General features: G+C 67.9%; 24 protein-coding genes. 13 read left to right on the forward strand and 11 right to left on the reverse strand.

Annotation, left to right across the window (positions count from 1 at the left end; all coding sequences use genetic code 11):
- Positions 1–36 precede the first annotated feature (36 nt).
- The 3 genes from ACIBH2_RS17220 to ACIBH2_RS17230 form a co-directional block, all read right to left on the reverse strand.
- Positions 37–1,470, reverse strand: coding sequence for a lytic murein transglycosylase (locus tag ACIBH2_RS17220; RefSeq protein WP_397118434.1), 1,434 nt, complete (start codon positions 1,468–1,470; stop codon positions 37–39).
- A gap of 137 nt (positions 1,471–1,607) precedes the next feature.
- Complete coding sequence (locus ACIBH2_RS17225) at positions 1,608–2,192, reverse strand: DUF1003 domain-containing protein (protein ID WP_397118436.1); 585 nt, start codon at positions 2,190–2,192, stop codon at positions 1,608–1,610.
- Positions 2,189–3,520 (reverse strand): magnesium transporter MgtE N-terminal domain-containing protein, encoded by a 1,332-nt coding sequence (locus tag ACIBH2_RS17230; RefSeq protein WP_397118438.1) that lies wholly within the window; start codon positions 3,518–3,520, stop codon positions 2,189–2,191. The genes ACIBH2_RS17225 and ACIBH2_RS17230 overlap by 4 nt, the downstream gene beginning before the upstream one ends.
- A 68-nt stretch (positions 3,521–3,588) precedes the next feature.
- On the opposite strand from ACIBH2_RS17230, the gene ACIBH2_RS17235 reads away from it, so the two are divergent.
- From ACIBH2_RS17235 to ACIBH2_RS17245, 3 genes are read left to right on the forward strand one after another with little or no spacing between them, the layout of a single operon-like run.
- A complete protein-coding gene (locus ACIBH2_RS17235; RefSeq protein WP_397118440.1) occupies positions 3,589–4,545 on the forward strand; it encodes an HpcH/HpaI aldolase/citrate lyase family protein in 957 nt (318 codons plus the stop codon).
- A 12-nt stretch (positions 4,546–4,557) separates the two neighbouring features.
- On the forward strand, positions 4,558–5,055 hold the full coding sequence (locus tag ACIBH2_RS17240) for a general stress protein (RefSeq protein ID WP_397118442.1): 498 nt from the start codon (positions 4,558–4,560) through the stop codon (positions 5,053–5,055).
- Positions 5,056–5,058: 3 nt separating this feature from the next.
- Positions 5,059–5,634 (forward strand): suppressor of fused domain protein, encoded by a 576-nt coding sequence (locus ACIBH2_RS17245; RefSeq protein WP_397118444.1) that lies wholly within the window; start codon positions 5,059–5,061, stop codon positions 5,632–5,634.
- Here the strand turns inward: ACIBH2_RS17245 and ACIBH2_RS17250 are convergent.
- Positions 5,629–6,708: a magnesium and cobalt transport protein CorA gene (locus tag ACIBH2_RS17250; protein ID WP_397118446.1), complete on the reverse strand. Its 1,080-nt coding sequence runs from the start codon at positions 6,706–6,708 to the stop codon at positions 5,629–5,631. The two genes, ACIBH2_RS17245 and ACIBH2_RS17250, sit on opposite strands and share 6 nt — an antisense overlap.
- A 97-nt stretch (positions 6,709–6,805) precedes the next feature.
- Here ACIBH2_RS17250 and ACIBH2_RS17255 point away from each other — a divergent pair, with 97 nt between their 5' ends.
- Complete coding sequence (locus ACIBH2_RS17255; RefSeq protein ID WP_397120813.1) at positions 6,806–7,660, forward strand: PHP domain-containing protein; 855 nt, start codon at positions 6,806–6,808, stop codon at positions 7,658–7,660.
- 13 nt (positions 7,661–7,673) lie between these two features.
- A complete protein-coding gene (locus tag ACIBH2_RS17260) occupies positions 7,674–7,943 on the forward strand; it encodes a hypothetical protein (protein ID WP_397118448.1) in 270 nt (89 codons plus the stop codon).
- Between the two features lie 28 nt (positions 7,944–7,971).
- On the opposite strand, the gene ACIBH2_RS17265 is transcribed toward ACIBH2_RS17260, so the two are convergent.
- Positions 7,972–8,412: a MarR family winged helix-turn-helix transcriptional regulator gene (locus tag ACIBH2_RS17265; RefSeq protein ID WP_397118450.1), complete on the reverse strand. Its 441-nt coding sequence runs from the start codon at positions 8,410–8,412 to the stop codon at positions 7,972–7,974.
- Between the two features lie 53 nt (positions 8,413–8,465).
- Between ACIBH2_RS17265 and ACIBH2_RS17270 the strand changes: the two genes are divergently transcribed.
- The 3 genes from ACIBH2_RS17270 to ACIBH2_RS17280 all read left to right on the forward strand — a co-directional run bounded on the left by ACIBH2_RS17270 (position 8,466) and on the right by ACIBH2_RS17280 (position 13,319).
- A complete protein-coding gene (locus ACIBH2_RS17270) occupies positions 8,466–9,554 on the forward strand; it encodes a hypothetical protein (RefSeq protein WP_397118452.1) in 1,089 nt (362 codons plus the stop codon).
- Positions 9,555–9,655: 101 nt separating this feature from the next.
- A complete protein-coding gene (locus tag ACIBH2_RS17275; RefSeq protein ID WP_397118454.1) occupies positions 9,656–11,626 on the forward strand; it encodes an FAD-binding protein in 1,971 nt (656 codons plus the stop codon).
- A 481-nt stretch (positions 11,627–12,107) separates the two neighbouring features.
- Entirely contained in the window at positions 12,108–13,319 is a 1,212-nt protein-coding gene (locus ACIBH2_RS17280) for an NADP-dependent malic enzyme (RefSeq protein WP_397118456.1), read from the forward strand.
- Between the two features lie 71 nt (positions 13,320–13,390).
- Here ACIBH2_RS17280 and ACIBH2_RS17285 read toward each other — a convergent pair whose 3' ends face one another.
- From ACIBH2_RS17285 to ACIBH2_RS17305, 5 genes are all read right to left on the reverse strand, one after another.
- Positions 13,391–13,813 (reverse strand): CBS domain-containing protein, encoded by a 423-nt coding sequence (locus ACIBH2_RS17285; RefSeq protein WP_397120815.1) that lies wholly within the window; start codon positions 13,811–13,813, stop codon positions 13,391–13,393.
- Positions 13,814–13,902: 89 nt separating this feature from the next.
- Positions 13,903–14,595, reverse strand: coding sequence for an ABC transporter permease (locus ACIBH2_RS17290; RefSeq protein WP_397118459.1), 693 nt, complete (start codon positions 14,593–14,595; stop codon positions 13,903–13,905).
- Positions 14,592–15,290, reverse strand: a complete 699-nt coding sequence (locus tag ACIBH2_RS17295; RefSeq protein ID WP_397118461.1) for an ABC transporter permease — start codon at positions 15,288–15,290, stop codon at positions 14,592–14,594. The genes ACIBH2_RS17290 and ACIBH2_RS17295 overlap by 4 nt, the downstream gene beginning before the upstream one ends.
- Positions 15,291–15,333: 43 nt before the next feature.
- On the reverse strand, positions 15,334–16,500 hold the full coding sequence (locus ACIBH2_RS17300; protein ID WP_397118464.1) for an ABC transporter ATP-binding protein: 1,167 nt from the start codon (positions 16,498–16,500) through the stop codon (positions 15,334–15,336).
- Between the two features lie 10 nt (positions 16,501–16,510).
- On the reverse strand, positions 16,511–17,401 hold the full coding sequence (locus ACIBH2_RS17305) for an ABC transporter substrate-binding protein (RefSeq protein WP_397120817.1): 891 nt from the start codon (positions 17,399–17,401) through the stop codon (positions 16,511–16,513).
- A 410-nt stretch (positions 17,402–17,811) separates the two neighbouring features.
- On the opposite strand from ACIBH2_RS17305, the gene ACIBH2_RS17310 reads away from it, so the two are divergent.
- On the forward strand, positions 17,812–18,684 hold the full coding sequence (locus tag ACIBH2_RS17310; protein ID WP_397118466.1) for a glycine betaine ABC transporter substrate-binding protein: 873 nt from the start codon (positions 17,812–17,814) through the stop codon (positions 18,682–18,684).
- Positions 18,685–18,755: 71 nt separating this feature from the next.
- Here ACIBH2_RS17310 and ACIBH2_RS17315 read toward each other — a convergent pair whose 3' ends face one another.
- On the reverse strand, positions 18,756–19,400 hold the full coding sequence (locus tag ACIBH2_RS17315; protein WP_397118469.1) for a TetR/AcrR family transcriptional regulator: 645 nt from the start codon (positions 19,398–19,400) through the stop codon (positions 18,756–18,758).
- A gap of 69 nt (positions 19,401–19,469) precedes the next feature.
- Between ACIBH2_RS17315 and ACIBH2_RS17320 the strand changes: the two genes are divergently transcribed.
- From ACIBH2_RS17320 to ACIBH2_RS17335, 4 genes are all read left to right on the forward strand, one after another.
- Positions 19,470–20,990, forward strand: a complete 1,521-nt coding sequence (locus ACIBH2_RS17320; protein WP_397118471.1) for a flavin-containing monooxygenase — start codon at positions 19,470–19,472, stop codon at positions 20,988–20,990.
- A 26-nt stretch (positions 20,991–21,016) separates the two neighbouring features.
- The gene (locus ACIBH2_RS17325) at positions 21,017–21,847 is read left to right on the forward strand and encodes an SDR family NAD(P)-dependent oxidoreductase (RefSeq protein ID WP_397118473.1); all 831 of its coding nucleotides are present in this window, start codon (positions 21,017–21,019) and stop codon (positions 21,845–21,847) included.
- Between the two features lie 9 nt (positions 21,848–21,856).
- The gene (locus ACIBH2_RS17330) at positions 21,857–22,771 is read left to right on the forward strand and encodes an alpha/beta hydrolase (RefSeq protein ID WP_397118476.1); all 915 of its coding nucleotides are present in this window, start codon (positions 21,857–21,859) and stop codon (positions 22,769–22,771) included.
- 124 nt (positions 22,772–22,895) lie between these two features.
- Entirely contained in the window at positions 22,896–24,686 is a 1,791-nt protein-coding gene (locus ACIBH2_RS17335; RefSeq protein WP_397118479.1) for an AMP-dependent synthetase/ligase, read from the forward strand.
- Positions 24,687–24,783: the final 97 nt, after the last annotated feature.

Raw genomic sequence — 24,783 nt, forward strand, 5'->3', positions numbered from 1 at the left:
TCGTTACTCCTTCGTGATCCTTTTTTCGGTTTCCCGTCAGGGCGCCGGGGCAGGCGCGGGCGCGGGCAGCGGAATCGTGATGCCGAACGGCAGCGTGATGGCCGGTGCCGGAGGAGTTTCCGGGGCCGCCTCGGGCGCGGGCTGCGCCTGCTCGGCCGGGGCCGGTTCCGGATTCTGGGTCTGCGCCGGAGCCTGGTTCTGCGGGTTCGGGGCCTGCTGCGGCGCGGGCTGCTGCTGTTGTGCCGCATCGGGATTGGCGCAGTTGACGGTCTGCTCGACCGGCCTGCCGTCGGGCCCGAACTGCTGGTTCGTCTGCTCCGGTTTGGCCTGTTCCTCCGGTTTGCCCGCATTCGGCACCGCGGCCTCGGCCTCGCCCGGCTTGGGCATCGGAGCCGGAACCGCCGCCTGCTCACAGGGATTCACCGGCGGCGGCGCGGGGCAGAAGATGCCGCACGGAATCGGCGGCAGACCCGGAATGGTGATCATCACCTGGGTCTGCGTCTGCGGCGTCTGCGGCGCGACCGTGGTGGTGGGCGGCTGCTCGGCGGTGGTGGTGTTGGGAATCGTGTTGTTGGCCAACGTCATATCCGGCACGGTGGCCGTCGGCAGCGAGCCCGGCGGAATGAGGTCCGGCGAGAGTGTCACCTGGGTCGGCGCGCCGCCGGTCTTGTAGGCGTGCGACCAACTGAGCACATCGGCCGCGTAGGACATGGAGTTGTTGTAGCGCAGCACCGCGCGTAGCTGCTGCTGCTGATCGCGCATGTCCAAACCGCCGGAGCACAGGTACTTTCCGGCCGCCAGCGCGGCGTCGAAGACATTGTGCGGATCGGAGACGCCGTCGCCATTGCCGTCGGAGGCGTAGAGCGACCAGGTGCCCGGCAGGAACTGCATGGGGCCCAGGGCGCGCACGGCGGTGCCGTCGGCGGCCTTGATGATCTCGTTGCCGGGCAGCGTGCCGTCCAGCGCCGGACCGTAGATCGGCGAGATGGTGGTGCCCGCGGCATCGGTGCGGCCGCTGCTGGCGTGCAGCGATTCGATGCGTCCGATACCCGCCAGCAGGTTCCACGGCAGCCCGCAGCCCGGCATGGAGGATTCCAGCGCCAGTTCGGCGTTGCGGTAGGCGGCCAGGACGATCTCGGGAATGCCGAGGACGCCGGTGCCGCCCGGTAGGGCGATGTCCTGCAGCGGCACGGTGCCGCTGAACATGCCGTCGGCGGGCGGACTCATGGCGCGCAGTTTGCGCGGCGCGTCCGGCGCGGCGGGTACCAGGCCGACGAGGTTCTCGGCGGCGGGCTCGGCGGGATCGGCCACCGCGGCGCTGTCCACCGATTTGGCCGCCAACAGGGCGTCGGGGGCCGCCTGGGGGGCGGTGGTGCGGGCGGTGGTGTTGGTGGCCGACCCGGCGGTCACCAAACTCGCCAAGATCAGCGCCGACGCGGTTACCGGAGCGGCTATACGTTTCTGCACCACACAAATCCCCTCAACAGTCGTAGAGCAACCGGTCCCTGCCGTGACACCACTCTCAGTGGAAGGTGTCTGAGTCGGTTACTCGGAACAACGTGATCCAGGTTACCCATCCGTAAGCTTGTTGTGTACAACTTGTGCCGTCATTCGCCATCTTTTTGCGACGAAACCGCGACCTCGGACCTCTTTCTCTCGGTAACCTTCTTCTTTTTGCGCTCGCCGGGACGGTCGGTTTTGTCCGTTCCATCTGCGGTTTCGTCGGTGAGTCGCAGTAGCGCGTCCTTCACATCCTCGAGTTCGCGGCGCAGATAGTCGCGTGTCACGACCTCGCCGACGGCCAGGCGCAGCGCGGCGAGTTCGCGCGCCAGGAACTCGGTGTCGGCTTTGGTCTGGGCGGCACGGCGACGGTCCTCGTCGAGCGCCACCCGGTCGCGATTGTCCTGACGGTTCTGCGCCAGCAGGATGAGCGGCGCGGCATAGGCGGCCTGGGTGGAGAAGGCCAGGTTGAGCAGGATGAACGGGTAGGGATCCCAGCGCAGGCTCACCGCGAAGACATTGAGCAGGATCCAGACCACCACGATGATGGTCTGAATCGCGAGATACCTTCCGGTGCCGAGGAATCGGGCCACCCGCTCGCTCGACCGCGCCATGGCCTCGGCGTCCCAGTCGAAGCGGAACCTGGACTCCGACGGGGTCTCCAGACGGCCGCGCGTACTGTGTTCGGTCATACTTTTCCTCCCGGAAGCTGGTGCGCGGCAACAACTCCGGTCGCCTCAGCCACCTCGTGGTCATCCTGTTCGCGCCAGTCCTCCGGCAGCAGGTGGTCGAGCACGTCGTCCACCGAGACCGCCCCCAACAGATGGTTCTCCGCGTCCACCACCGCGCCGCACACCAGGTTGTAGGTGGCGAAATAGCGGGTCACCGCGGTGAGCGAGGCATCCGGGAGCAGCGGGGCCAGATCGGTGTCCACAATGCCGCCCACCAGGTGTGCCGGAGGTTCGCGCAGCAATTGCTGAATGTGTACGCAGCCGAGGTACCGGCCGGTCGGGGTGGCGGTCGGCGGGCGCACCACGAAGACCATGGAGGCCAGCGCCGGGGTGAGATCGGGATTGCGCACCCGCGCCAACGCCTCGGCGATGGTGGTGGAGGCGGTGAGCACGACCGGCGAGGGCGTCATGAGACCACCGGCGGTGTAGGGGGCGTGCTCGAGCAGGCGGCGCACCGGTTCGGATTCCTCCGGATCCATCAGCGCCAGCAGCGATTCCGCCTCACCCTCGGGTAGCTCGCCGAGCAGGTCGGCGGCGTCGTCGGGGTCCATGGCCTCGAGCAGGTCGGCCGCGCGTTCGGTGCCCAGCTGTTCGAGCAGATCCACCTGATCGCTCTCCGGCAGCTCCTGCACCACATCGGCGAGGCGCTCGTCGTCGAGGGCGCGCACCACCTCGATGCGCCGCTTCCCGGGTAGCTCGCGCAGCAGATGCGCGACATCCGCCGCGCGCATGCCCTCGAATTGCTCGAGCAGCTGGGTGACGTCCTGGCCGGGCAGATTGAGTTCCGTCTGAGTCAAACCGCGCACATGGGTCCAGGAGACCACGTGCACGGCCCCGCGCCGCCGGAAGGCCGAGCCGAGGCGGCGGCGTTCGCGCACCGCCACCCGGGAGACCAGCCAATCGCGGGTGCGCGTCTGCTCCAGCCCGAGATCGGTGACCACCACGTCGACCTCGCGCAGTTCGGGCAGTTCCGGATCGTCCACGCGCACCGTCGAATCGATGATCTGCGCGATGGCCAGCATTTCGCGCGGGCGCTGTTCGAATCGGCGCACGCTGATGGTGCCGGTATTGAGTGTCACCGCACCCGGTTCGATCGAGGTCACGCGCAGCATGGGGACGAAAATCCGCCTGCGCGTGGGTAGTTCGACGAGCAGGCCCAGCACGCGCGGCTGCTGACGGTCGTAGCGGACGGAGATCACCAAGTCGCGGACGCGGCCGATAGACTCCCCGTCCGGTCCCAAAACCACCAGGCCCGCCAGCCGGGCGGCGAAGACTTTCATCGCTGCCATACCTGCCAGGCTAGAGGGTCCGACCGCCCGATTTGTCGCGCCACAGCGCGGGACGTGAGGAGTTGTAGATGACGTCACGCCGTTCGGTGCTCGCCGTTCCCGGCAGTAACCAGCGCATGATCGAGAAGGCCAAGGGGCTCGCCGCCGACGCGGTGTTCCTCGATCTGGAGGACGCGGTGGCGCCGGTCGCCAAGGCCGAGGCGCGCGCGAATATCGTCGCCGCGCTCAAATCCGGCGGCTGGGGGAATCAGCTGCGCGTGGTGCGGGTCAACGACTGGACCACCGAGTGGACCTACGCCGATGTCATCGCCGTGGTGGACGGCGCGGGCGATCAACTCGACGCCATTCTGCTGCCGAAGGTCACCGACGCCGGACAGGTGCGCGCGCTCGACCTGCTGCTGACCCAGCTGGAGAAGAGCAACGGCATCGAGCCCGGCCGCATCGGCATCGAACCGCAGATCGAGAACGCCCTGGGACTGCGCAATATCGACGAGATCGCCACGGCCAGCCCGCGCGTGCGGACGCTGGTCTTCGGTCCGGCGGACTTCATGGCCAGTATCAATATGCGCACCCTCGTGGTGGGCGAGCAGCCCGAGGGCTACGAGCCCGGCGACGCCTACCACCACATCTATATGACGATCCTGTTGACGGCCCGCGCCCACGGGCTGCAGGCGATCGACGGCCCCTACCTGGCGGTGCGCGATATCGAGGGCTTCCGCCGCAATGCCGCCCGCACCGCCGCGCTCGGCTTCGACGGCAAATGGGTACTGCATCCCGACCAGATCGCCGCGGCCAACGAGATCTTCAGCCCGCGCCAGGCCGACTACGACAAGGCCGAGGAGATTCTCGACGCCTACGCCTTCCATACCTCCGTCGACGGCGGGGCGCGGGGCGCGGTGATGTTGGGTGACGAGATGATCGATGAGGCCAGCGCGAAAATGGCGCAGGTCATCGCTGATAAAGGACGGGCGGCCGGAATGAGCAGAACCACGCGTTTCACACCCCCGTCCGACGCACAGAAATAGCATGATAGGGCTATGACCAATCCCATGGGGACACCGAACAACCGCGCTCGGCCGGGCCTGCCGACCCCGCCGTCGGGCTGGCCGGTCGGGTCGTACCCCACCTACGCCGAGGCGCAGAAGGCCGTCGACTATCTGGCGGACAATTCGTTTCCGGTCGAGAACGTGACCATCGTCGGCGTCGATCTCATGCAGGTCGAACGCGTGCTGTACCGCCTGACCTGGGGCAAGGTCATCGGCGGCGGCATGGTGTCGGGCGCTTGGCTCGGTCTGTTCATCGGTCTGCTGCTGAGCCTGTTCACCACCGGCGGCAGTGTGCTCGGCCCGCTGGTGGTCGGCCTGGTCGGCGGCGTGATCTTCGGACTCATCTCCGCCGTCATTCCCTATGCCGCCACCCGCGGACAGCGCGACTTCGCCTCCACCATGCAACTGGTGGCCGGACGCTACGACGTGCTGTGCGAGCCCAAGGCCGCCGAGCAGGCGCGCGACATGCTGGCGAGACTGGCGATCTAGCGAATGGATGTGCTGGACGAGGTCCGGGCCGGGGTGCTCGGACATTTCGGTGTGGACTCCGCCGATTCGGCGTCGGTGACCTTCCTGGGTCTGGAGCCGATTCAGATCCTGCGGATCCCCGCGGGCGATGTGGTGCACTACGTGACGCTGGGCGGCGCGCGCCATCCCATGACCGATCCCACCTCGGCGCTGGCCGATCCGGTGCGCGGGCCGCGCGCCGAGCTGGCGCTCACCCTGCTCGACAGTGTGGGCGCGGCATCGGGGCTGGTCCGCACCCTCGGGGTGCTGGTGGCGACGCCCGCCGTGGAAGGCATTGTGCTGCAAGCGGATGCGCTGCTGGATCTGGGAGAACCGTTGTGGCAGAACGCCCCGTTCACGGCCGTGCTGCTCGGCGACAGCGATATCCCGGAGGTGAAGCTGCCCGAACCCGCTGAGCCCGTACGCTTTCTGACGGTCACGCCGTTGACCGCTACGGAAGCCGCGTGGGTGCGCATCCGCGGCGCGGCCGCACTGCGCGACGCCTGGACCGAGGCGGGCATCGACGTGCGCGATCCGTACCGGGGCGCGGCTCAGCTATAGCCACTTGTTGCGGCGCAGTGCCATGAAGATCAGGCCGCAGATGCTCAGGATGAGCAGCCACACCATCGGGTAGCCGATCTTCCAGCGCAGTTCCGGCATGTAGTCGAAGTTCATGCCGTAGATGCCCGCGATCATGGTCGGCACGGCGGCCATGGCGGCGTAGGCGGAGATCTTGCGCATATCGGTGTTCTGCTGGACGCTCACCTTCGCCAGCGCGGCATTGATCAACGCGCTGAGCTGCTCGTTGAAGTCGGTGATGCGTTCGGCGACGGCGGTGTGGTGGTCGGTGACGTCGCGCATGTAGCGGCGCAGCTCCTTGGGCACCGGCAGCGCGGTGTCGTGGGTGAGCAGCTGCAGCGGCAGCGCCAGCGGGTTCACCGCCCGGCGCAGCTCCACGACTTCGCGTTTGAGCTGGTAGATGGGTTCGACAGTGAGCTTGTTGCCCGGCGTGAACACCGCCTCCTCCATGGCGTCCACATCGTCCTCCACGCGCTGGGACACATCCACGTAGACGTCGACCACCCGGTCGGCCACGGCGTGCAGCACGGTGGCGGGGCCGAGGCGCAGATGCTCCGGCTCGGCCTCGAGGTCACGGCGCACCCCGCTCAGCGCGGTGTGGTCGCCGTGGCGCACCGTGATGACGAAATCGTTGCCGAGGAACACCATGATCTCGCCGGTGCCGACAATCTCACTGACACTGTCCAATTCGTGCTCGTGGTACTCCACCGTGCGCAGCACGACGAACAGCATGTCGTCGTAGCGCTCCAGTTTCGGCCGCTGATGCGCGTGTACGGCATCCTCCACGGCGAGTTCGTGCAGGCCGAAAGTCGCTGCCACATCCTTCATCTGGGTGGCATCGGGCTCGTACAGGCCGATCCAGACGAAACCGGTGCCGCGCTCGCGCACCTCGGCGAGGGCCTGCTCGTGGGTGAAGCGCCCCGGCAGCCGCTGCCCCTCGACGTACACGCCGCAGTCGACCACGGCGCGGGCGGTCGGAACCGGGACGACGGGTCGCTCACCACCGGGGCTGCGCCGGGGGCCGCGGAAGGACGGGAGCGGGGGTATGGAAGGCACGAGCCCGATGGTATCGGTGGCCGGTCCCGGCGTCCGGGCAGCGCAGCGCGACCCGGGCGCGAGCAAGATCGATTGGGGCGCGGGCAAGATAGACCCTGTGCGCATCGATCTTCACACCCACTCCAATGCCTCCGACGGCACAGACACCCCGGCCGAGCTGGTCCGCAATGCCGCCGCGGCCGGGCTGGACGTGGTGGCGCTGACCGATCACGACACCACCTCCGGATGGGCGGAGGCGGTCGACGCGCTGCCGCCCGGATTGACCCTGGTGCGCGGTATGGAGATGTCGTGTGTCGGCATGGGGGAGGACGGGTATCCGGTGCCGGTGCATCTGCTGGCGTATCTGTTCGACCCGTCCGACGAGTCGTTCGCGCAGGAGCGGGAGCGGCTGCGCGCCGAACGCGTGGTGCGGTTGCGCAGTATGGCCGAGCAGATGGCGGCCGACGGGCTGCCCGTCGACCCGGACGCCCTGATGGCCTCGGTGGGCCCGTCGGCCGGGCGACCGCATCTGGCGCGGGCGCTGGTGGCGGCCGGGGTGGTGCCGTCGGTGGACGCCGCCTTCCAGGATCTGCTCGCGCCGCACGGCCGGTACTACGTGGAGAAGGCCGATACGCCGCTACGGCGCGCGGTCGAGATGGTCGCGGCCGCCGGGGGAGTGAGCGTGGTGGCGCATGCGCGCGCCCGCAAGCGCGGACGGCTCTTGGCGCTCAGCGATATTCGCGAACTCGCGGCGATCGGATTGGGCGGATTGGAGATCGACCATCCCGACCACAGCGACGCCGACCGCGCGATCCTGCGCGATCTGGCCGGGGAGCTGGGCCTGTTGACCACCGGCTCCTCGGACTATCACGGCAGCAACAAGACCATCCGGATCGGTGAATTCACCACCGACCCGGCGCAATTCGAGGAATTGGCGGGTAAGGCGACGGGTGTGCCGGTGGTATCGGCATGAAGATGGGATTCGTATGAGGTGGCTGCGGGGGTTGAGTGGCATTGTCGCTGGTGCGACGGCCGTGCTGGCGGCGGTGGTGTTGGGGGCCGCGGTGATCGGTGTGCGGAAGGGGTTTCCGGGGCCGGGGTTCGCGGTGGTGGCGTGGCATGTGACGGCGGCGGTGGTGGTGGTCGCCGCGCAGGTCTACGCCGATCGGCGGCGGACCGCGTGGGTGGATTGCGGTGTGGCGGTAGCGGTTTTCGCGGTGACGGCCACGCTGCTGTGGACGCAGTGGTGGGATTGACGGCGTTCGGCGCGAAAAGCCCGGGCCGTCAGTCGTTTTCGTTGTAGCGGCGCAGATACCGCGCGAACTGCTCGACATCGTCGTCGTCCCAGTCCGCGAAGCGCGCGGCGAAGGCGTCGCGGCGGCGCTGTTCGGTTTCGCGCACCACCCGCCGCCCGGCGGGGGTGGCGTACAGGATGTGGTTGCGCCGATTGCTCGGATCCACTTCGCGCCGTAGGTAATCCAGCTTCTCCAGAGCGCTGACCTGCCTGCTGACGGTGGATTTGTCCAGGGTGAAGTGTTGGGCGAGGTCGTGGGCCAGGCAGCCGTCGCGTTCGATCACCAGATCCAGAATGCTGAAGGCCACCAGGGACAGGTCGGGGTGCAGTTCGGCCGCTTTGCCGCGGGCGCGGCGGGCGAAGGCGGTGAGCTCGCGCTGAATCGTCTGTTCGGCGGCGCTGCGGCTGGGGAATGCGGGCTCCCGGGTCATGGTTGTATGATACAACAATCATAGTTGTATTTACCAACCATTGGAGTCGAAGGATGGTCCCCCAACAGCTGCGGCACATCGCCGGTCACCTGCTCACGCCGCTACTCATGTGTCTCGGCATGGGCCTGGCCTATCTGGGCGCGTTCCACCAGCCCGAGCCCCATCACCTGCAGGTCGCCATTGTCGGCGACACCCCGCAGGTGAAGGTGCTCGCGGAGACCCTGAAGGACGCTGGGGGCAATGCCCTCGAGGTGGTGACCCTGTCCAGTCGTGATCAAGCCGTCGACGAGCTGCGCGACCGGGAGCTGTCCGGGGCGTACGTGCCCGACGCGCCGCATCCGGAACTGCTCGTGGCCAAGGCTGGCTCCGACACCACCGCCATGGCCGTGCAGGCGGTCTTCGGTCAGGTGGCGGCGCAACAGGGCGCGCCGCTGACCGTGACCGACGTGGCCGTGCCCGCCTCGGGCGATCCGACCGCGCAGGGGCTGTTCTTCCTGCTCGTCGCGCTGAGTATCGGCTCGTACACCAGCGTCGCGGTGATCGGCGCCGCGGGCGCGGGGCTGCCCATGTGGATGCGCGCGGTGATCGGGCTGGTCATGTCGCTGGCGGTGAGTGTCATCGGAATCGTGTTGGCGGGGCCGGTCTTCCACATCGTGGAGCACGATTACGCGGCCGTGTGGGGGATGGGTTGGCTGTACTCGGCGGGCATCGTGGCCGTGGGCGTCGGGCTGCACACGTTCCTGAAGCGGTGGACCACCCTCGCGCTCATGGTGCTGTTCGTCATGCTCAACTTCACGACCGCGGGCGGGGTCTACGGGCCCGAGTTGCAGAACGGGTTCTTCGGGTCGCTGCACGCGTTCTGGAACGGCGCGGGGTTCGTGGAGGGGGCGCGTGGGCTGCTGTACTTCGACAATGCGGGACTGGGTGGTCGGTTGCTGAGTCTGGTGCTGTGGTTGGCCGCGGGAGTGCTGCTGGTCGTCGTGGCGGCGCGCTACGAGCGGGGGTGGCAAGCGGGTGCCGCCGCGGAGTCGTCGGATTCGGGCACCGATTCCGCTAATGCCGAGCCGACCGAATCGCGGCATGGTCGTCCTATTTCCGATGCGGAGATCGAAGAGGAAATCGAGGAAGCGGTAGGCGTCTGAGCCTATTGCGCGAGAATTCGATAACAACTGCGTCTCGGTGAGGAAATTGAAACACGCATAACGGTTGCGGGCCGTTGAACTGTGGTCGAACATCTGTCGATATGACCGAATTCGAGGCCGATGTTCTCGTGCTGGGCGCAGGCCCGGCCGGGGCATGGGCCGCCCTCGCGGCGGCGGCCTCCGGCGCTCGGGTTCTGGTCGTCGACAAAGCCCGCTGCGGCGCGAGCGGACCGACCGCCCGCGGCACCGTCTCCCTGTGGAATCTGCCGCCGGGCGCGGCGCGAGACGAGGCGGTGCGGCAGGGGTTCGCGCGCGGCGGCGGGCTCGGCGACCCGGAGTGGATGTATCGGGTGCTTGACGAAACGCATCGGCGCGTCGCGCAGTGGGGGTGCGGGACGCACGGTGGCCCGCCGGGTCGGATAGTGCTCGAGGGCGCGAAGTACCTCGGCCAGTTGCGCCGCCGCATGGTGACCACGGGGGTGCGGATTCTGGATTACCATCCCGCGCTGCAACTGCTCACCGATCGGGACGGGGTCGTATCGGGGGCGGCGGGGATCGCGCTTCGGCAGGAGGGGAGTGGCTGGACCGCCACGGCCGCCGCGGTCGTGGTGGCCACCGGTGGGTGTGCGTTCCTCTCGGGTAGTGCGGGTACCGATGTGAACACCGGTGACGGGCTGCTCATGGCCGCCGAAGCGGGGGCGGAGCTATCGGGAATGGAGTTCTCCAACGCGTATGCCCTTGCGCCCGTGGGCAATTCGGCAGCGGAGGTGGTGCCGGACTTCGCGCCCGAAATGCTGGGGAACTTCGTGGGCCGCTCCGACGAATCGCGACCGATACCGGGCGGCAACGGATTCGGCTCGCCAGCCGAGGCTTTCGCCGCCATTGCCGACGGTCGCCGCGTCTACGCCAGTGGTGCCGAATTGCCAGAGCTGTTGCGCGAGAGGCTGATGCGCGTCGGCGGCGTGGACAAATCCGGGCGGGTGCAGCTGCGGGCGGTGCTGGAGGGCACCGTGCGCGGTACCGGCGGTCTGCGGCTGGCCGGGGCCGATTGCGCCACCAGCCTGCCCGGACTCTACGGCGCGGGGGACGTGACCACGCGCGAGCCCATCACCGGTGCGGTCAGTGGATCCGGCGGTCAGAACGGGGCCTGGGCCATCTCCTCGGGCGTGTGGGCCGGTGCCGCGGCGGCCGAATTCGCTTCCACTCGACCGAGAATCGGCAAGGTGCGCCCAGTGCCCGGCGCGGGCCTCGGCCATCGGGCGCGCATCGATCCGCGCGCGGTCATCGGCCTGGTCCAAGAGCACACGCTCCCGCTGCGCCGCTCGTATTGGCGCAGCGATGGCAGCCTGTGCGACAGCATCGGGGAACTGGACGGCATGTGGCCGGGCGCGCAATTCGACCTCGGCGGCGTCGGCCCCGACCGCCTGGTCGCCCGCCAAGCGGCTGCCCTCCTCGCGGTGGCGCGCTGGACCAAATACAGCGCCCTGGCCCGCACCGAATCCCGTGGCATGCACCTCCGCACCGACCACCCTGGCCGCGGCCGAGACTGGCGCGTCCGTCTGACCTCCGGCGGCCTCGACTCCGTCTGGGTCCGCCCCGACCGCCCCACCCCGCCCCGCCGGACTCCCGAAACCCGCCGCCCCGCCGTCCTCCCCGTCATCACACCCGACAACACCACCTCGATCCGCCCCGACCACGTTGCCCACGTGCGGTCCGAAAACGCCTCCCCCCGCGTGTCATTGGGGGAACGGCCCAGCGTGCGGCCGCCCAACGTGCCTCGAGCGCCGGTGGCGGAGACAGCGGCCGCGCGAGTGCCGGACGCAACCCGCGTGCCGCTGGCGGCTTCCGCTCGCGTGCGGCCCGGGGATGCCGATCGTGAGCCCGCGAGACAATCCGCTCCGGCGACGTCCGGCAGAGATGCCCTCGAGCGCGGCGATGGCGCTGTCACAGCGTCAGACGATGCCGCGCTCGCGCGAGCCGCGGACGATCCGCACCCGGAGTCCGGCGGTGTCGAAATCGGGCGGGTGGCGCAACGCTCGCATGCGGAGCCCGGGGACGCCGCGCTGGCGTGAGCCGGGCGTGTCGGTGGGGCAATCTCACCGAGTCGCGTTGGGTGATTTGTGATGCCTCACCGGATTGCGATTCGGACCGGCGAGTTTCCCCTTACCCACGGTTAATTCGGGTCGACTACCCTTCGACAATGGTGAGAGAGCGCGACGGGCCGAGGGGTCGATTTGGCAGGTCGTCGCGATGACTGGCAAGATGTGACGATCCCTGTCCGGTGCCACCCCACCGGCCCGGGAGTTCGGTGATCACGATCACCCCGGCACCTCGCCCGGACACACCCGTCCGGTTTTCTCGCTCGACGATCTGTGCAGCGACACGCCCTCGCCAAACTGTCGAACCTTGCCTTTGTCACGTGTAACGGTGAAAGTGGCTCAGTGCGATTCGACGGTGTGGTCAGCGCACCTCAGAGCATCCGAAAACCCTTAATACCTATTACCGAACGGTAACCGTCAAACGGTTGAGTCCGCACCGAGCAGGAGTGAAATCGTGTCACCCGTGACTGAAGCAGTGAACGCCACCGCGACCCCCAATGCCGGAAATCTGGCCGACATCACCACGGAAGAAATTTTCGCGGGTCACCTCGGTGGCAAACTCTCGGTCGAACTCACCGCTCCGCTGGAGACCCAGCGTGATCTGTCCATTGCCTACACCCCGGGCGTCGCCCAGGTGTGCCGCGGCATTCACAAGGACGAGTCGCTCGCCAAGACCTACACCTGGGCCGAGCGCCTGGTCGTGGTGGTCTCCGACGGCACCGCCGTGCTGGGCCTGGGCGATATCGGCCCGCGCGCCTCGCTGCCGGTGATGGAGGGCAAGGCGGCCCTGTTCAAGAAGTTCGCCGGGCTGGACTCGATTCCGATCGTGCTCGACACCAAGGATGTCGACGAGATCGTGGAGACGCTGATCCGCCTGCGCCCGAGCTTCGGCGCGGTGAACCTGGAGGACATCTCCGCCCCGCGCTGCTTCGAGATCGAGAAGCGCGTCATCGAGGCGCTCGACTGCCCGGTCATGCACGACGATCAGCACGGCACCGCCATCGTGGTGCTGGCCGCGCTCAAGGGCGCCGCCGCGGTGCAGGGCCGGGACATGTCCGGTCTGAAGGTCGTGGTCTCGGGCGCCGGTGCCGCCGGTGTGGCGTGCACCAATATCCTGCTGGCCGCGGGTGTTCCGGACATCATCGTGCTCGACTCCAAGGGCATCGTGAGCAAGGATCGCGCCGACCTCAACGATGTGAAGGCGGAACTGGCCTCGCGCACCAACCCGCGCGGCATCACCGGCGGCCCCGCCGAGGCGCTGGCGGGCGCGGATGTGTTCCTGGGTCTGTCGGCGGGCACCGTCGCCGAGGAGCTCATCGCCTCCATGGCCCCGGAGTCCATCGTCTTCGCCATGTCCAACCCGGATCCGGAGATCCACCCCGAGGTCGCGGCCAAGTACGCCGCCATCGTCGCCACCGGGCGCAGCGACTTCCCGAATCAGATCAACAACGTGCTCGCCTTCCCCGGCGTGTTCAAGGGCGCTCTGGATGTCGGCGCGCGCCGCATCACCGAGGGCATGAAGGTCGCCGCGGCGGATGCCATCTTCAATGTCGTCGCCGGGGAACTCAGCGCTGACAAGATCATCCCCAGCCCGCTGGACCCCCGGGTCGCCCCGGCGGTGGCCGAGGCCGTGGGTGCGGCCGCTCGCGCCGAGGGCGTGGCGTAACACCTACATAAGGTTTGGCCCAGGGCCTGCTCCCAGTAGGGGGCAGGCCCTGCGTCGTCTCGGGCCGACCTTCAGTGCGGCACCGCCACCGACGTGACGAAATGCGCGAGCTGCTCATCGCTCACCCCGCGCGCGAGATCGGATTCGCAGATCATCCCGACCAGCCGCTTGTTCTTCATGTCGATGACCGGCAGGCGCTTGATCTGCGCCTGCTCCATCATGTCGAGGACCTCGCTGACATCGGTGTCGGCCGAGACCCAGCGCGGCGTGCCCATGGCGAGGTCGCCCGCGCGGACGCGGCTGGGGTCGTGGCCCTCGGCAATGCAGCGGACCACGATGTCGCGGTCGGTGAGCATGCCGATCAGCCGTTCCTCGGTATTGCAGATGGGCAGGGCTCCGACGTCCATATTGCGCATCATCTGCGCCGCGCGGTCGAGCGTCTCGTCGGCCGGAATACAGGTGGCGTCCCGGTGCATGATGTCGCGTGCCTTCATGGCCTTCACAGCAGTCCTCCTGGGAGTGGGTGAGTGGTCCGGCACTAACTTCGGGCCGGATCCATCGTGACCCACCTCACAGGAGCTGGTCAATGGTTCTGTTTGCGCAGCAGTTGCCCGCGTAGGCCATCGGGGCCCGGAATCGAGGCCCTGACCGCGAGGGCGAGCAATCCGTCCAAGGCCAGGGCCAGCGCGGCGACCAGGATCGCGCCGACCAGTACCCGGTCGTACTTGTACAGGCCGATGCCGTCGAAGATGTAGCGGCCGAGCCCGCCCAGGTTGACGTAGGCGGCGATGGTGGCGGTGGCGACCACCTGGAGGGTTGCCGCTCGTAAACCGGTCAGCACGATGGGCAGGGCATTGGGGAGTTCGACGCGCAGCAGCACCTGGGGTTCGGTCATGCCCATGGCGCGCGAGGCGTCGACCACAGTGTCGTCCACATTGGCGACACCGGCGTACGCGCCCGCCAGCAGCGGCGGTATGCCGACGGTGATCAGCGCCAGCAGGGGCGGGATGAGGCCGAGGCCGAGGCCCAGCACCAGGAAGGTGAGCAGGCCGAGGGTGGGTAGGGCGCGCATGGCATTGGCGAAGCCGACGATGAGCGCCGAACCGCGACGGGTGTGGCCGATGACCAGGCCGATGGGGACGGCGACGAGGGCCGAGAGCGCCACGGCCAGCACGCTGTAGAAGAGGTGTTCGCCGAGGCGGGCGGCGATCCCGGTCTCGCCCGACCAGTTGGCGGCGGTGGTGAGGTAATCCCACGCCTGGCTGAAAAGGTTCATGCCGCACCGCCTTTCGCCGGATCGATGGCAGTGCGCAATTGCTGGCGCAGACCGGGGCGCTTATCGGTGCGCAGCCACGGCGTCGCCAGTCGGCCGAGGACGAACAGCAGCCGGTCGACGACCAGGGCCAGCACCAGCACCACGATGATCCCGGCGACGATCTCGTCCGGATAGTCGCGCTGATAGCCCTGGGTGAAGAGTTTGCCGAGTCCGCCGACGCCGATGAGCGCGCCCACGGTCACCATCGAGATATTGGTGACCGCCACCACGCGCAGATTGGCGACGAAAACCGGTAGGGCCAGCGGGAATTCGACCGCCAGGGTGCGGCGCAGCCGACCGAAGCCGATGGCGTCGGAGGCATCGAGCACCTCGGCGGGCACCGAATCCAGGGCCGTGGGCACCGCGACGATGAGCAGGGCCACCGAGTAGATGGTGAGCGCGATGATCACATTGAGCGGGTCGATGGTCGAAATGCCCAGCAGCGGCGGCAGAATCACGAACAGCGCCAGCGACGGGATGGTGTAGGCGATTCCGGCGGCGGTGACGGTGATACGGCGCAGCCAGGTGATCCGGTGCGCCACGGCTCCCGCCGGAATCGCGATCACCAACCCGAGCAGCAGTGGCACCAGGGCCAGTACGAGGTGGGTGCGCGCGAATCCGGCGATCTCGCCGAAATTGTCGATCAGGTACGTCATCGGGAGACACTCCGGGCCAGGGGATGTCGCGGCGGGGCCGTCCTCACCGCGCATCCTCGTCGAGCGCGGGCTCCTGGTCGAAGTAGTGCCGATTGCGGTCGGAGTCCTCACCCGCCCGTTGGCGGGCCAGCTGTTCGAGCACGTCACCCGCGACGACGCCGCCGCGCACCGCCCCCGAATCATCCACGGCCACACCGATTCCGGATGGCGAGGAGACGGCGGCATCGAGTGCCAGGCGCAGGTCGCCGTGCGCGGGAAACAGCGACCCGCCCGCGGACATGCTGTCGTACAGCGACTTTCCCGCGCGATGGCCCTCCACGCCGGTGACATCGATCCAGCCCATCGGCTTGCGGTGTTCGTCCACCACGAGCACCCAGTCGCCGAGCAGCAGTCGCAGACCGTCGATCTCGTCCACGGTCGCGGTTCTGATCTCCGTCAGCGGCACCTGCTCGGCGCTGCGGAACGACAGCGCGCGGTACCCGCGATCGCGTCCCACGAACTCCGCCACGAAATCGTTGGCGGGCTGTGCGAGAACGCGATCCGGCTTGTCGTACTGCTGGAGAACGCCGCCCGGCCCGAAGACCGCGATCCGTTCGCCGAGGGTGACCGCCTCGTCGATATCGTGGGTGACGAAGACGATCGTCTTGCGCAATTCCGCTTGCAGCCGCAGCATTTCGGCCTGCAATTCGGCGCGCACCACCGGATCCACGGCGCTGAACGGCTCGTCCATGAGCAGAATGGGCGGGTCGGCGGCCAGGGCGCGCGCCACGCCGACGCGCTGTTGTTGGCCGCCGGAGAGCTGCGCCGGATAGCGGTGCGCCAGACCGCGATCCAGGCCGACGCGGTCGAGCACCTCCAGCGCGGCCTGGCGGGCGGCCTTGCGCCGCATACCGCGCAGCACCGGCACGGTCGTCACATTGTCGAGGACGGTGCGGTGCGGCAGCAGGCCCGCGCTCTGGATGACGTAGCCGATACCGAGCCGCAGTCGGACCGGGTCGGTCCCCGAAATATCCTGTCCGGCAACGGTGATCGTCCCCGACGAGGGGGTGATCATGCGGTTGATCATGCGCATCGAGGTGGTCTTGCCGCAGCCGGACGGGCCGACGAAGACGGTGAAGGAACCGGATTCGATGCGCAGGTCCAGATCGTGGACGGCGGTGGTGCCGTCCGGATACGTCTTGGTGACCCCGCGGAACTCGATATCGGACACGCCGTCCCTCCTATGCGATCGGCTTGTCGAGCCCCTGCGCGGCCACCCACGCCTTGGCCGCGGTCGCCGGTTCGGTCTTGGCCGCGCCCGACACCGCGGTATTGAGCGAAATCAATTCGGCGGTGGTGATTTTCGCGGACACGGCATTGAGCACGTTCAGCAGTTTGTCGCTCTTCTTCGCGGTGTTGAACAGCGGCACCACGTTCTGGGCGGCGAAATTGTTCTTGGGATCCTCCAGCACCACCAGGTTGTTCTCGGCGATGGCCTGCGAGGTGGTGAAGATATCGGCGGCGGTCACCTGACCCTCGACGAGGGCGCGCACGGTGGCCGGGCCGCCGCCGTCGGCGATCGGCACGAAATTGCCGGAGGAGATGTCGAGGTTGTAGTTCTTCTTCAGGCCGGGCAGCCCGCCCGGGCGCTCCTGGAACTCGGCGGGCGCGGCGAATTTCACGTCGGCCGAGTGCGGGGCAAGATCGGCGATGGTCTTCAGATTCCAGCGGTCGGCGGTGGCGCGGGTGACCACGACGGCGTCGGAATCCTCACCGGGAGCCGGGGTTCCGATACCCAGCTGATCGCCGAGCGCCGCGGTCAGCGCCTTGTCCACATCCGGGGCGGCGGTGGCCGTGGCGTTCTTGTCCAGGTATTGCAGCAGATTGCCGGTGTAGTCGGGAATCAGGCTGATCGAGCAGTCGCGCAGGGCGGGCACATAGCTCTCCCGGCTGCCGATGTTCAGCTTGGTGTCGACGGTGAAACCATTGGCGCGCAAGGCTTCCGCGTAGATATTGGCGACGGTCTCCGACTCCGGGAAGTTGGCCGAGCCGACGGTGATCTTGTTGGTGTCGGTATCGCAGCTGCCGCCGGTGGCGAGTGGATCGGAATCGCCGCAGGCGGTGAGCGCCATGGCGGCCGCCAGCGCGACGGCGGCGGCGAGTACGCGAGCGACGGTGACAGCGGGGCGCGGCCCGCGATGGCCACGCATGGTGATCGGGGATTTCACTACAGTCCTTCCGACATCCCGGGCGGATCGAGAGCGGGCTCCGGATGGGAGGGCCGGACCGCCATGGGTGTCCATATTGCCTGGCTCGCCGTCGCACCGCTGCGTTCCGCCGGGCGTTTCCTCGATTCGCGCGCGGTCGCGCCCGCCCGTCCGCGTGCCGCTGTCCATCGCTCGGCGGGCGGCCAGGCAGACTGTTGCGCATGTGCGGCGCAACGGATCGCGGGGGAGCAGTGGATCGCTCGGGACACGGATCGGGATCGTTCGATCGGCGGGTCGGCCGCCTTTTCCAGCGGTGGGCGGCTCCCGTTGTGGTGATGGCCTTGGCCGCGGTCACCGCCTCCTGCGCCGACGACCGCGAAGCCGCCGCCATCGTGGTGGGTGCGGGCACCTCCGACCAGGCGCGGATGGTCGCGGAGATCTACGCGGGCGCGCTCGCCCGGGCCGGGGCGAAGACCGAGGTCCGGGACAACTTGGGTGGACGCGCGGACTACCTGGCCGATCTCGACGCCGCCACCATCACGCTGACCAGCGACGACACCGGCGATCTGTTGCGCACGCTCAACAGCGCCGCCGATGCCGCCAAGCCCGACCAGGTCCTCCCGGCGCTCTACGGCGCGCTGCCGGAGGGGCTGATCGTCTCCGACCCCGCCGACGGCACCGATCTGCGCCCGACCGTCGTCACCACCCGGGCAGCCCAACTTCCGACCTCGCTCGACGACCTCGCCCCGCGCTGCGCGGAGCTGACGGTCGGCGTCAACACCGGTCCGTCGACCGACCCGCTGCGCCCCGCCCTGAACCTCCGGCTCGATATCGTTGACCCCCTGCACAACACCTACGGCTGCACCTTCACCCGCATCACCGAGTACGCCAGTGACAGCGAGGTCCAAGAAGCCTTGCAGACCAACCTGATTCAAGCCGGGGTTCTGTCGATGCCGCCCTCCTTCCTGAAGGGTGGCAGCGCCGACGTCATGTCCGAGATCGGCGATCCCGCCTACGCGTTCCGGGCGCAACAGGTGATTCCACTCATCCGCAAGGGTGCGCTCGACAACGACCAGGTGCGCAAGCTCAACTACGTCGCGGGCGAGCTCACGACGGCCGACCTCGCCGATATGGTGCGCCAGGTTCGGGACAATCGGGGGTCGGCGAAGGATTTGGCGCGCACCTGGTTGGACGCGCACTCGTTGTGAACCTTGGCCTGCGCGGACATTATTCGCACCCAGAGGTCGAATTACGCCGTCCAGGGCAGGATTTCGACCGCTCAGGCCAATTCGGGCCGTAACGCGGCAGCCAGAATCGGATTGAGCGCCAGCGCGGGCAGCGAGTCCACCAACATATCCACCAACTCCTCCCGAGGAATGGGCTCCTCCCGCAGCCACGTCAGCGTCGTCTCCTCCACGAAGGCGATCCACCCCCGCACCGCCAGCCGCAGCCGGGGCCGATCCGGGTCCTCCATCGGAACGGGCGCTTCGCCGAGGATTCGATCCACCAGCGCGTGCCGGGTCTGGGTGACGAGGGTGACCAGTTCGGGGCTGGCGCTCGCCGGACCGCGCAGCAGCGCCAGATACGACGTGCGGTTCTCGCTGACGTAGTCGATGTAGCGGGTCACCGCGTCGCGCAGCATGTCGTAGAGGGGCAGGGACTTGTCCGGCGCGGTGCGGGCCAGCAGTTCGGCATTGGCGTGCCGCACGATCGCCAGGTGGAAGTCCTGTTTGGACGGGAAGTAGTGGAACAGCAGACCTCGGGAGATGCCTGCTTGGGCGGCGATCTCCCCGATCGAGATATCCTCCAGCGCGCGCTCGCGCAGCATCTGGGCACCGAGTGTGATCAGCTGCTCGCGGCGTTGCTCGGGGCTCAGGCGCACACGCTTGGATTCGGTCTTGTCCCGGCTGCGTTCCTTGCTCACCGAATCGATACTACTGAACGTGAGTCAATACTGTTGACTCGCGCTCAATAAGCCCTTACGCTCGCTTACATGAGTCGCAAGGTTACAGACAAAGCTGTCGGCAACCGGCCTGCCCGGCACTCCCGCATCGTCATCGTGGGCAGCGGGTTCTCCGGCCTGGGTATGGCGATCCGCTTGAGCCAGCAGGGCCAGAACGATTACCTGGTGCTGGAGCGCGGACACGATGTCGGCGGCACCTGGCGCGACAACACCTACCCCGGCGCGGCCTGCGATGTGCCCTCGCAGCTGTACTCGTACTCCTTCGCGCTCAATCCCGAGTGGTCGCGCTCGTTCTCCAAGCAGCCGGAGATCCAGCGCTACATCCAGGGCGTCGCCGACAAGTACGGCGTGCGCGACAAGCACATCTTCGGCTGTGAGATGACCGGCGCGCAGTGGAACGCCGCGACCGCGCGCTGGGATATCCAGACCAGCCAGGGCGCGTTCACCGCCGATATCCTCATCTCCGCCGTCGGCGCGCTCTGCGAGCCGAACCTGCCGGATATCAAGGGCATCAACGAATTCCAGGGCGAGATCTTCCACTCCGCGCGCTGGAACCACGACGCCGACCTGACCGGCAAGCGCGTCGCCGTCATCGGCACCGGCGCCTCCGCGATTCAGATCGTGCCGAATATCGCCAAGCAGGTCGCGCACCTGGACGTGTACCAGCGCACCGCGCCGTGGCTGCTGCCGCGCATGGACCGCCCCTACCTCGCACCGGAAAAGCTGGCCTTCAAATACCTTCCGGGCGTGCAGGCGCTCTCCCGCGCCGCCATCTACGCCGCGCGCGAGACCCAGGTCGTCGGCCTGGCGAAATTCCCGCCCGCCATGAAGGCACTCGAGGCCATCGCCCGCGCCAAGCTCATGGTCGAGGTGCGCGATCCGGAGCTGCGCAAGAAGGTCACCCCGAACTTCCGCATCGGCTGCAAGCGCATGCTGATCTCCAACGACTACTACCCGGCGCTGTCGCGCGACAATGTCGACGTGGTGACCGACGGCATCAAGGAGGTCCGCGCGGGCTCCATCGTCACCAAGGACGGTGTCGAGCGCGAGGTCGACGCGATCGTGGTGGCCACCGGCTTCCACGTCACCGACTCGCCGGTCTTCGAGACCATCGCCGGACGCGACGGCCGCACGCTCGCAGAGGTTTTCGAGGTCTCCGGCCAACAGGGCTACAAGGGCTCGGCGATCCACAACTACCCGAACATGTTCTTCCTGCTCGGCCCGAACGTCGGCCTGGGCCACACCTCGATGGTGTACATGATCGAATCGCAGATCAACTACATCGCCGACGCCGTGGCCACCATCGACGAGCAGGGGCTGCGCACCGTCGAGGTGCGCAAGGACGTGCAGGACGAATTCAACGCCGAACTGCAGAAGAAGCTGGTCGGCTCGGTGTGGAGCACCGGCGGCTGCGCCAGCTGGTATCTCGACAAGCACGGCAACAACACCACCTTGTGGCCGGATTTCACCTTCCGCTTCCGTAGTCTGCTCGAGAAATTCGATGTAGCGGCCTACGACACCACCGCCGACGCGGTGGCCAAGGCTTCCTGATCCACCGACACCCGAAAAGAGTGACCGTGAGCAACGACGCTTACTTCAAGGACAAGGTCTGCGTGATCACCGGAGCCGGTTCCGGCATCGGTCGCGCCCTGGCGGAGGCCCTGGCCCGCCGCGGCGCGAAACTCGCGCTCTCCGATATCGATACCGAGGGCCTCGCCGAAACCGTGCGCCGCTGCGAGAAGTTCGGCGTGCAGATCAAGTCCGACCGCCTCAATGTGGCCGAGCGCGAGGCCGTGCTGCTGTACGCGGATGCGGTCAAGGCGCACTTCGGCAAGGTCAACCAGGTCTACAACAATGCCGGTATCGCCCACCACGGCGATGTGATCGCGACTCAGTTCAAGGACATCGAGCGCATCATGGACGTCGACTTCTGGGGAGTCGTCAACGGCACCAAGGCCTTCCTGCCGATGCTCATCGAATCCGGCTCCGGCCACGTGGTGAACATCTCCAGCCTCTTCGGCCTCATCGCGGTGCCCGGCCAAAGCGCTTACAACGCCGCGAAATTCGCGGTGCGCGGCTTCACCGAGGCGCTGCGCCAGGAAATGCTCATGAGCGGTGATCCGGTCAAGGTGACCTGCGTGCACCCCGGCGGCATCAAGACCGCGGTGGCCCGCAATGCCACCGTCGTCGAGGGGCTGGACCAGAAGAACCTGGCGGCGATGTTCGACAGCAAACTCGCCATGCACACCCCCGAAATGGCCGCCGAGACTATCCTCCACGGTGTCAGCCGAGGCCACGGCCGGGTGCTGATCGGTTGGGAGGCAAAGGTTCTCGATCTGTTCGTCCGTAGCACCGCCTCGTACTACCAGCGCATCTCCGCGGTGGTACAGAAGCGCTTCATGCCCTGAGGTTGACTGTTGTCCGAGATCTCGTTGCCGTTGCCGGTCGCTCGCGCGCTGCTCGGCCCCATGTTCGCCGTCATGTTCAATGCTCGGCTGCCCTTCACCGTGCAGCGCAGGCTGATGGATCTCGGCGCCGCCGGGCAGCTGCTGCCGCGCGGCACCCGGGTGGAGCGCCTGAACCTCGGTGACCGCCCCGCCGAAAGGATCACGGCCGGACCGGTTTCCGACGCCATCACGGTGCTGTACCTGCACGGCGGCGGTTACACGGTCGGCTCGCCGACCACGCATCGCGCGCTGGCGGCGGTGCTGGCCCGCGAGATCGGCTGCCGGGTGCACGTGCCGGATTACCGGCTGGCGCCGGAACATCCGTTCCCGGCGGCGCTCGACGACGCCGAGGCCGCGTTCCTGGATCTGGTCGCCACCGGGTATCGCCCGGATCGCATCGCGGTGGCGGGTGATTCGGCGGGCGGCGGCCTCTCGCTGGCGCTGGCGCTGCGGCTGCGTGACAACCACGGCTACACCCCGGCCGCGCTCGGCCTCATCGCGCCGTGGACCGATCCCAACGAGATTCCGGAGCGCTCCCGCGATCTGGTGATCAACAAGCCGTGGTCGCGGGCCTGCGCCGCCGCCTATCTCGGGGACGGCGATTCGCTCGATCCCGGCTACGCGCCGCTGCTCGGCGAACTGCACGGGCTCCCGCCCACCTATGTGCAGGCCGACGTCGACGAACTGCTCCACGAGCAGTGCCTGCGACTGATGGCGAAACTCCAGGCCGCCGGTGTCACCGCGGAGTTCACCGAGACCCGCGGCCTCTGGCATGTGGCCCAGGCTCAGGCGACCCTGGTAGAACCCGCCGCCAAGGTCACCCGGGAGCTCGGCGAGTTCCTGCGCCAGGCCCTGCGACCTGCCCAAACGCGGTCCATAGGATAGGGTCCGACGGTTTCCGACATCCCCCGGCTGACCGGCTGGAACGACAATCTTCCGGTCCGTCGGGGCGTTACGCCTGAGCGTGGCGTAAATTACCCACGAGTAAACCCACTGTGGAAGGGCAGCGATGCGAGAGTTCGAAGTCCCGGCTACCTACACCATTCCGGAAAACGCCAATATGTCCGACGGCGCGTTCCGGCATGCGGAGAAGACCCCGAACCTGGTGGTCTTCAATACCCCGGATGGCAAGGGCGGCTGGAACGACGTCACGGCGGCCGAATTCGCCAAGACCGTGACCGATGTGGCGAAGGGACTGGTCGCCTCCGGCGTCGAACTCGGTGACCGCGTCGCCATCATGGCCTCCACCCAGTACGAGTGGGTCGTCCTGGACTTCGCCATCTGGGCCGCCGGTGGCTGCACGGTCGCCATCTTCGACAGCTCCGCCGCCGAGCAGTGCCGCTGGATCCTCTCCGATTCCGCCACCAAGCTCGTCGTGGTCGAGAACGACAAGCACCGCGCCACCATCGCCGAGATCGAAGGCGGGCTGGGCGATCTGAAGGAGGTGCTGCAGCTCGACAAGGGCGCGGTCGCCGAACTCGTCGCGCGCGGCAAGGATGTGGACGAGAGCGTCGTGCACGAGCGCCGCGCCCAGGTGAAGGCCGCCTCCCCGGCCACCCTCATCTACACCTCCGGCACCACCGGCCGCCCCAAGGGCGTCATGCTCTCGCATGCCAACCTCTACGCCGAATCGGCCGCCGACCGCTCCTCCATGAGCGAGTTCCTGCAGCCGGGCCGCAAGTCGCTGCTGTTCCTGCCGCTGGCGCACGTCTTCGCCCGCGCCGTGGCCCTGGCGGCCTTCGACGCCGGTGTCACCGTCGCGCACACCGCCGACTGGACCACGCTGGTCGAGCAGTTCGGCAAGTACAAGCCGGACTTCATCCTCTCGGTGCCGCGTGTCTTCGAGAAGGTGTTCAACGGCGCGAAGCAGAAGGCGCACGACGGCGGTAAGGGCAAGATCTTCGACGCCGCCGCCGAGGTGGCCGTGCAGTACTCCGAGGCGCAGCAGAACGGCGGCGCGGGCTTCGTGCTGAAGCTCAAGCACACCGTTTTCGACAAGCTGGTCTACGGCAAGCTGCGCGAGGCCATGGGCGGGCGCTGCCAGTCCGCCGTCTCCGGTGGCGGCCCGCTGGGCGCACGCCTCGGACACTTCTTCCGCGGCGCGGGCGTCACCATCTACGAGGGCTACGGTCTGACCGAGTCCACCGCCGCCGTCAGCGTGAACACCCCGCAGCACATCAAGGTCGGCTCGGTCGGCCGCCCGCTGCCCGGCCACGGCGCCAAGGTCGCCGAGGACGGCGAGCTGCTCATCAAGGGCCCGGTCGTCTTCGCGGGCTACTGGAACAATCCGGAGGCCACCGCCGACGCGTTCGCCGACGGCTGGTTCAAGACCGGTGACCTGGGCGCCATCGACGAGCAGGGCTTCATCTCCATCACCGGCCGCAAGAAGGAAATCATCGTCACGGCGGGCGGCAAGAACGTCTCCCCGGCCATGCTCGAGGATTCCCTGCGCCAGCACCCGCTGATCAGCCAGGTCATGGTGGTCGGCGACGGACAGCCGTTCGTCGGCGCGCTGGTCACCCTCGATCAGGAGGCGCTGCCGGGCTGGAAGGAACGCAATGGCATCGCGGCCGATACGCCCATGGAGCAGCTGATCGAGAACGCGACCCTGGTCGCCGATATCGATGCCGCCGTGGCCGCCACCAACAAGCTGGTGTCGCATGCCGAGGCCATCAAGAAGATTCGCATCCTGCCGGTCGACTGGACCCAGGAGGGCGGCGAGCTCACCCCGAAGATGTCGCTCAAGCGCAATGTGGTGATGAAGCAGTACGCCAGCGACGTGGACGCCATCTACAGCTGACGGTCTCGACCGCACACGGCCCGCCTTTCCCCTGGGATAGGCGGGCCGTTCGTGTTCGCGGCGTAGCGTTCTCGGCACCGAAACCCGAAGGAGGCAC

The sequence above is a fragment of the Nocardia sp. NPDC050406 genome (assembly GCF_044459025.1).
Classification (GTDB): domain Bacteria; phylum Actinomycetota; class Actinomycetes; order Mycobacteriales; family Mycobacteriaceae; genus Nocardia.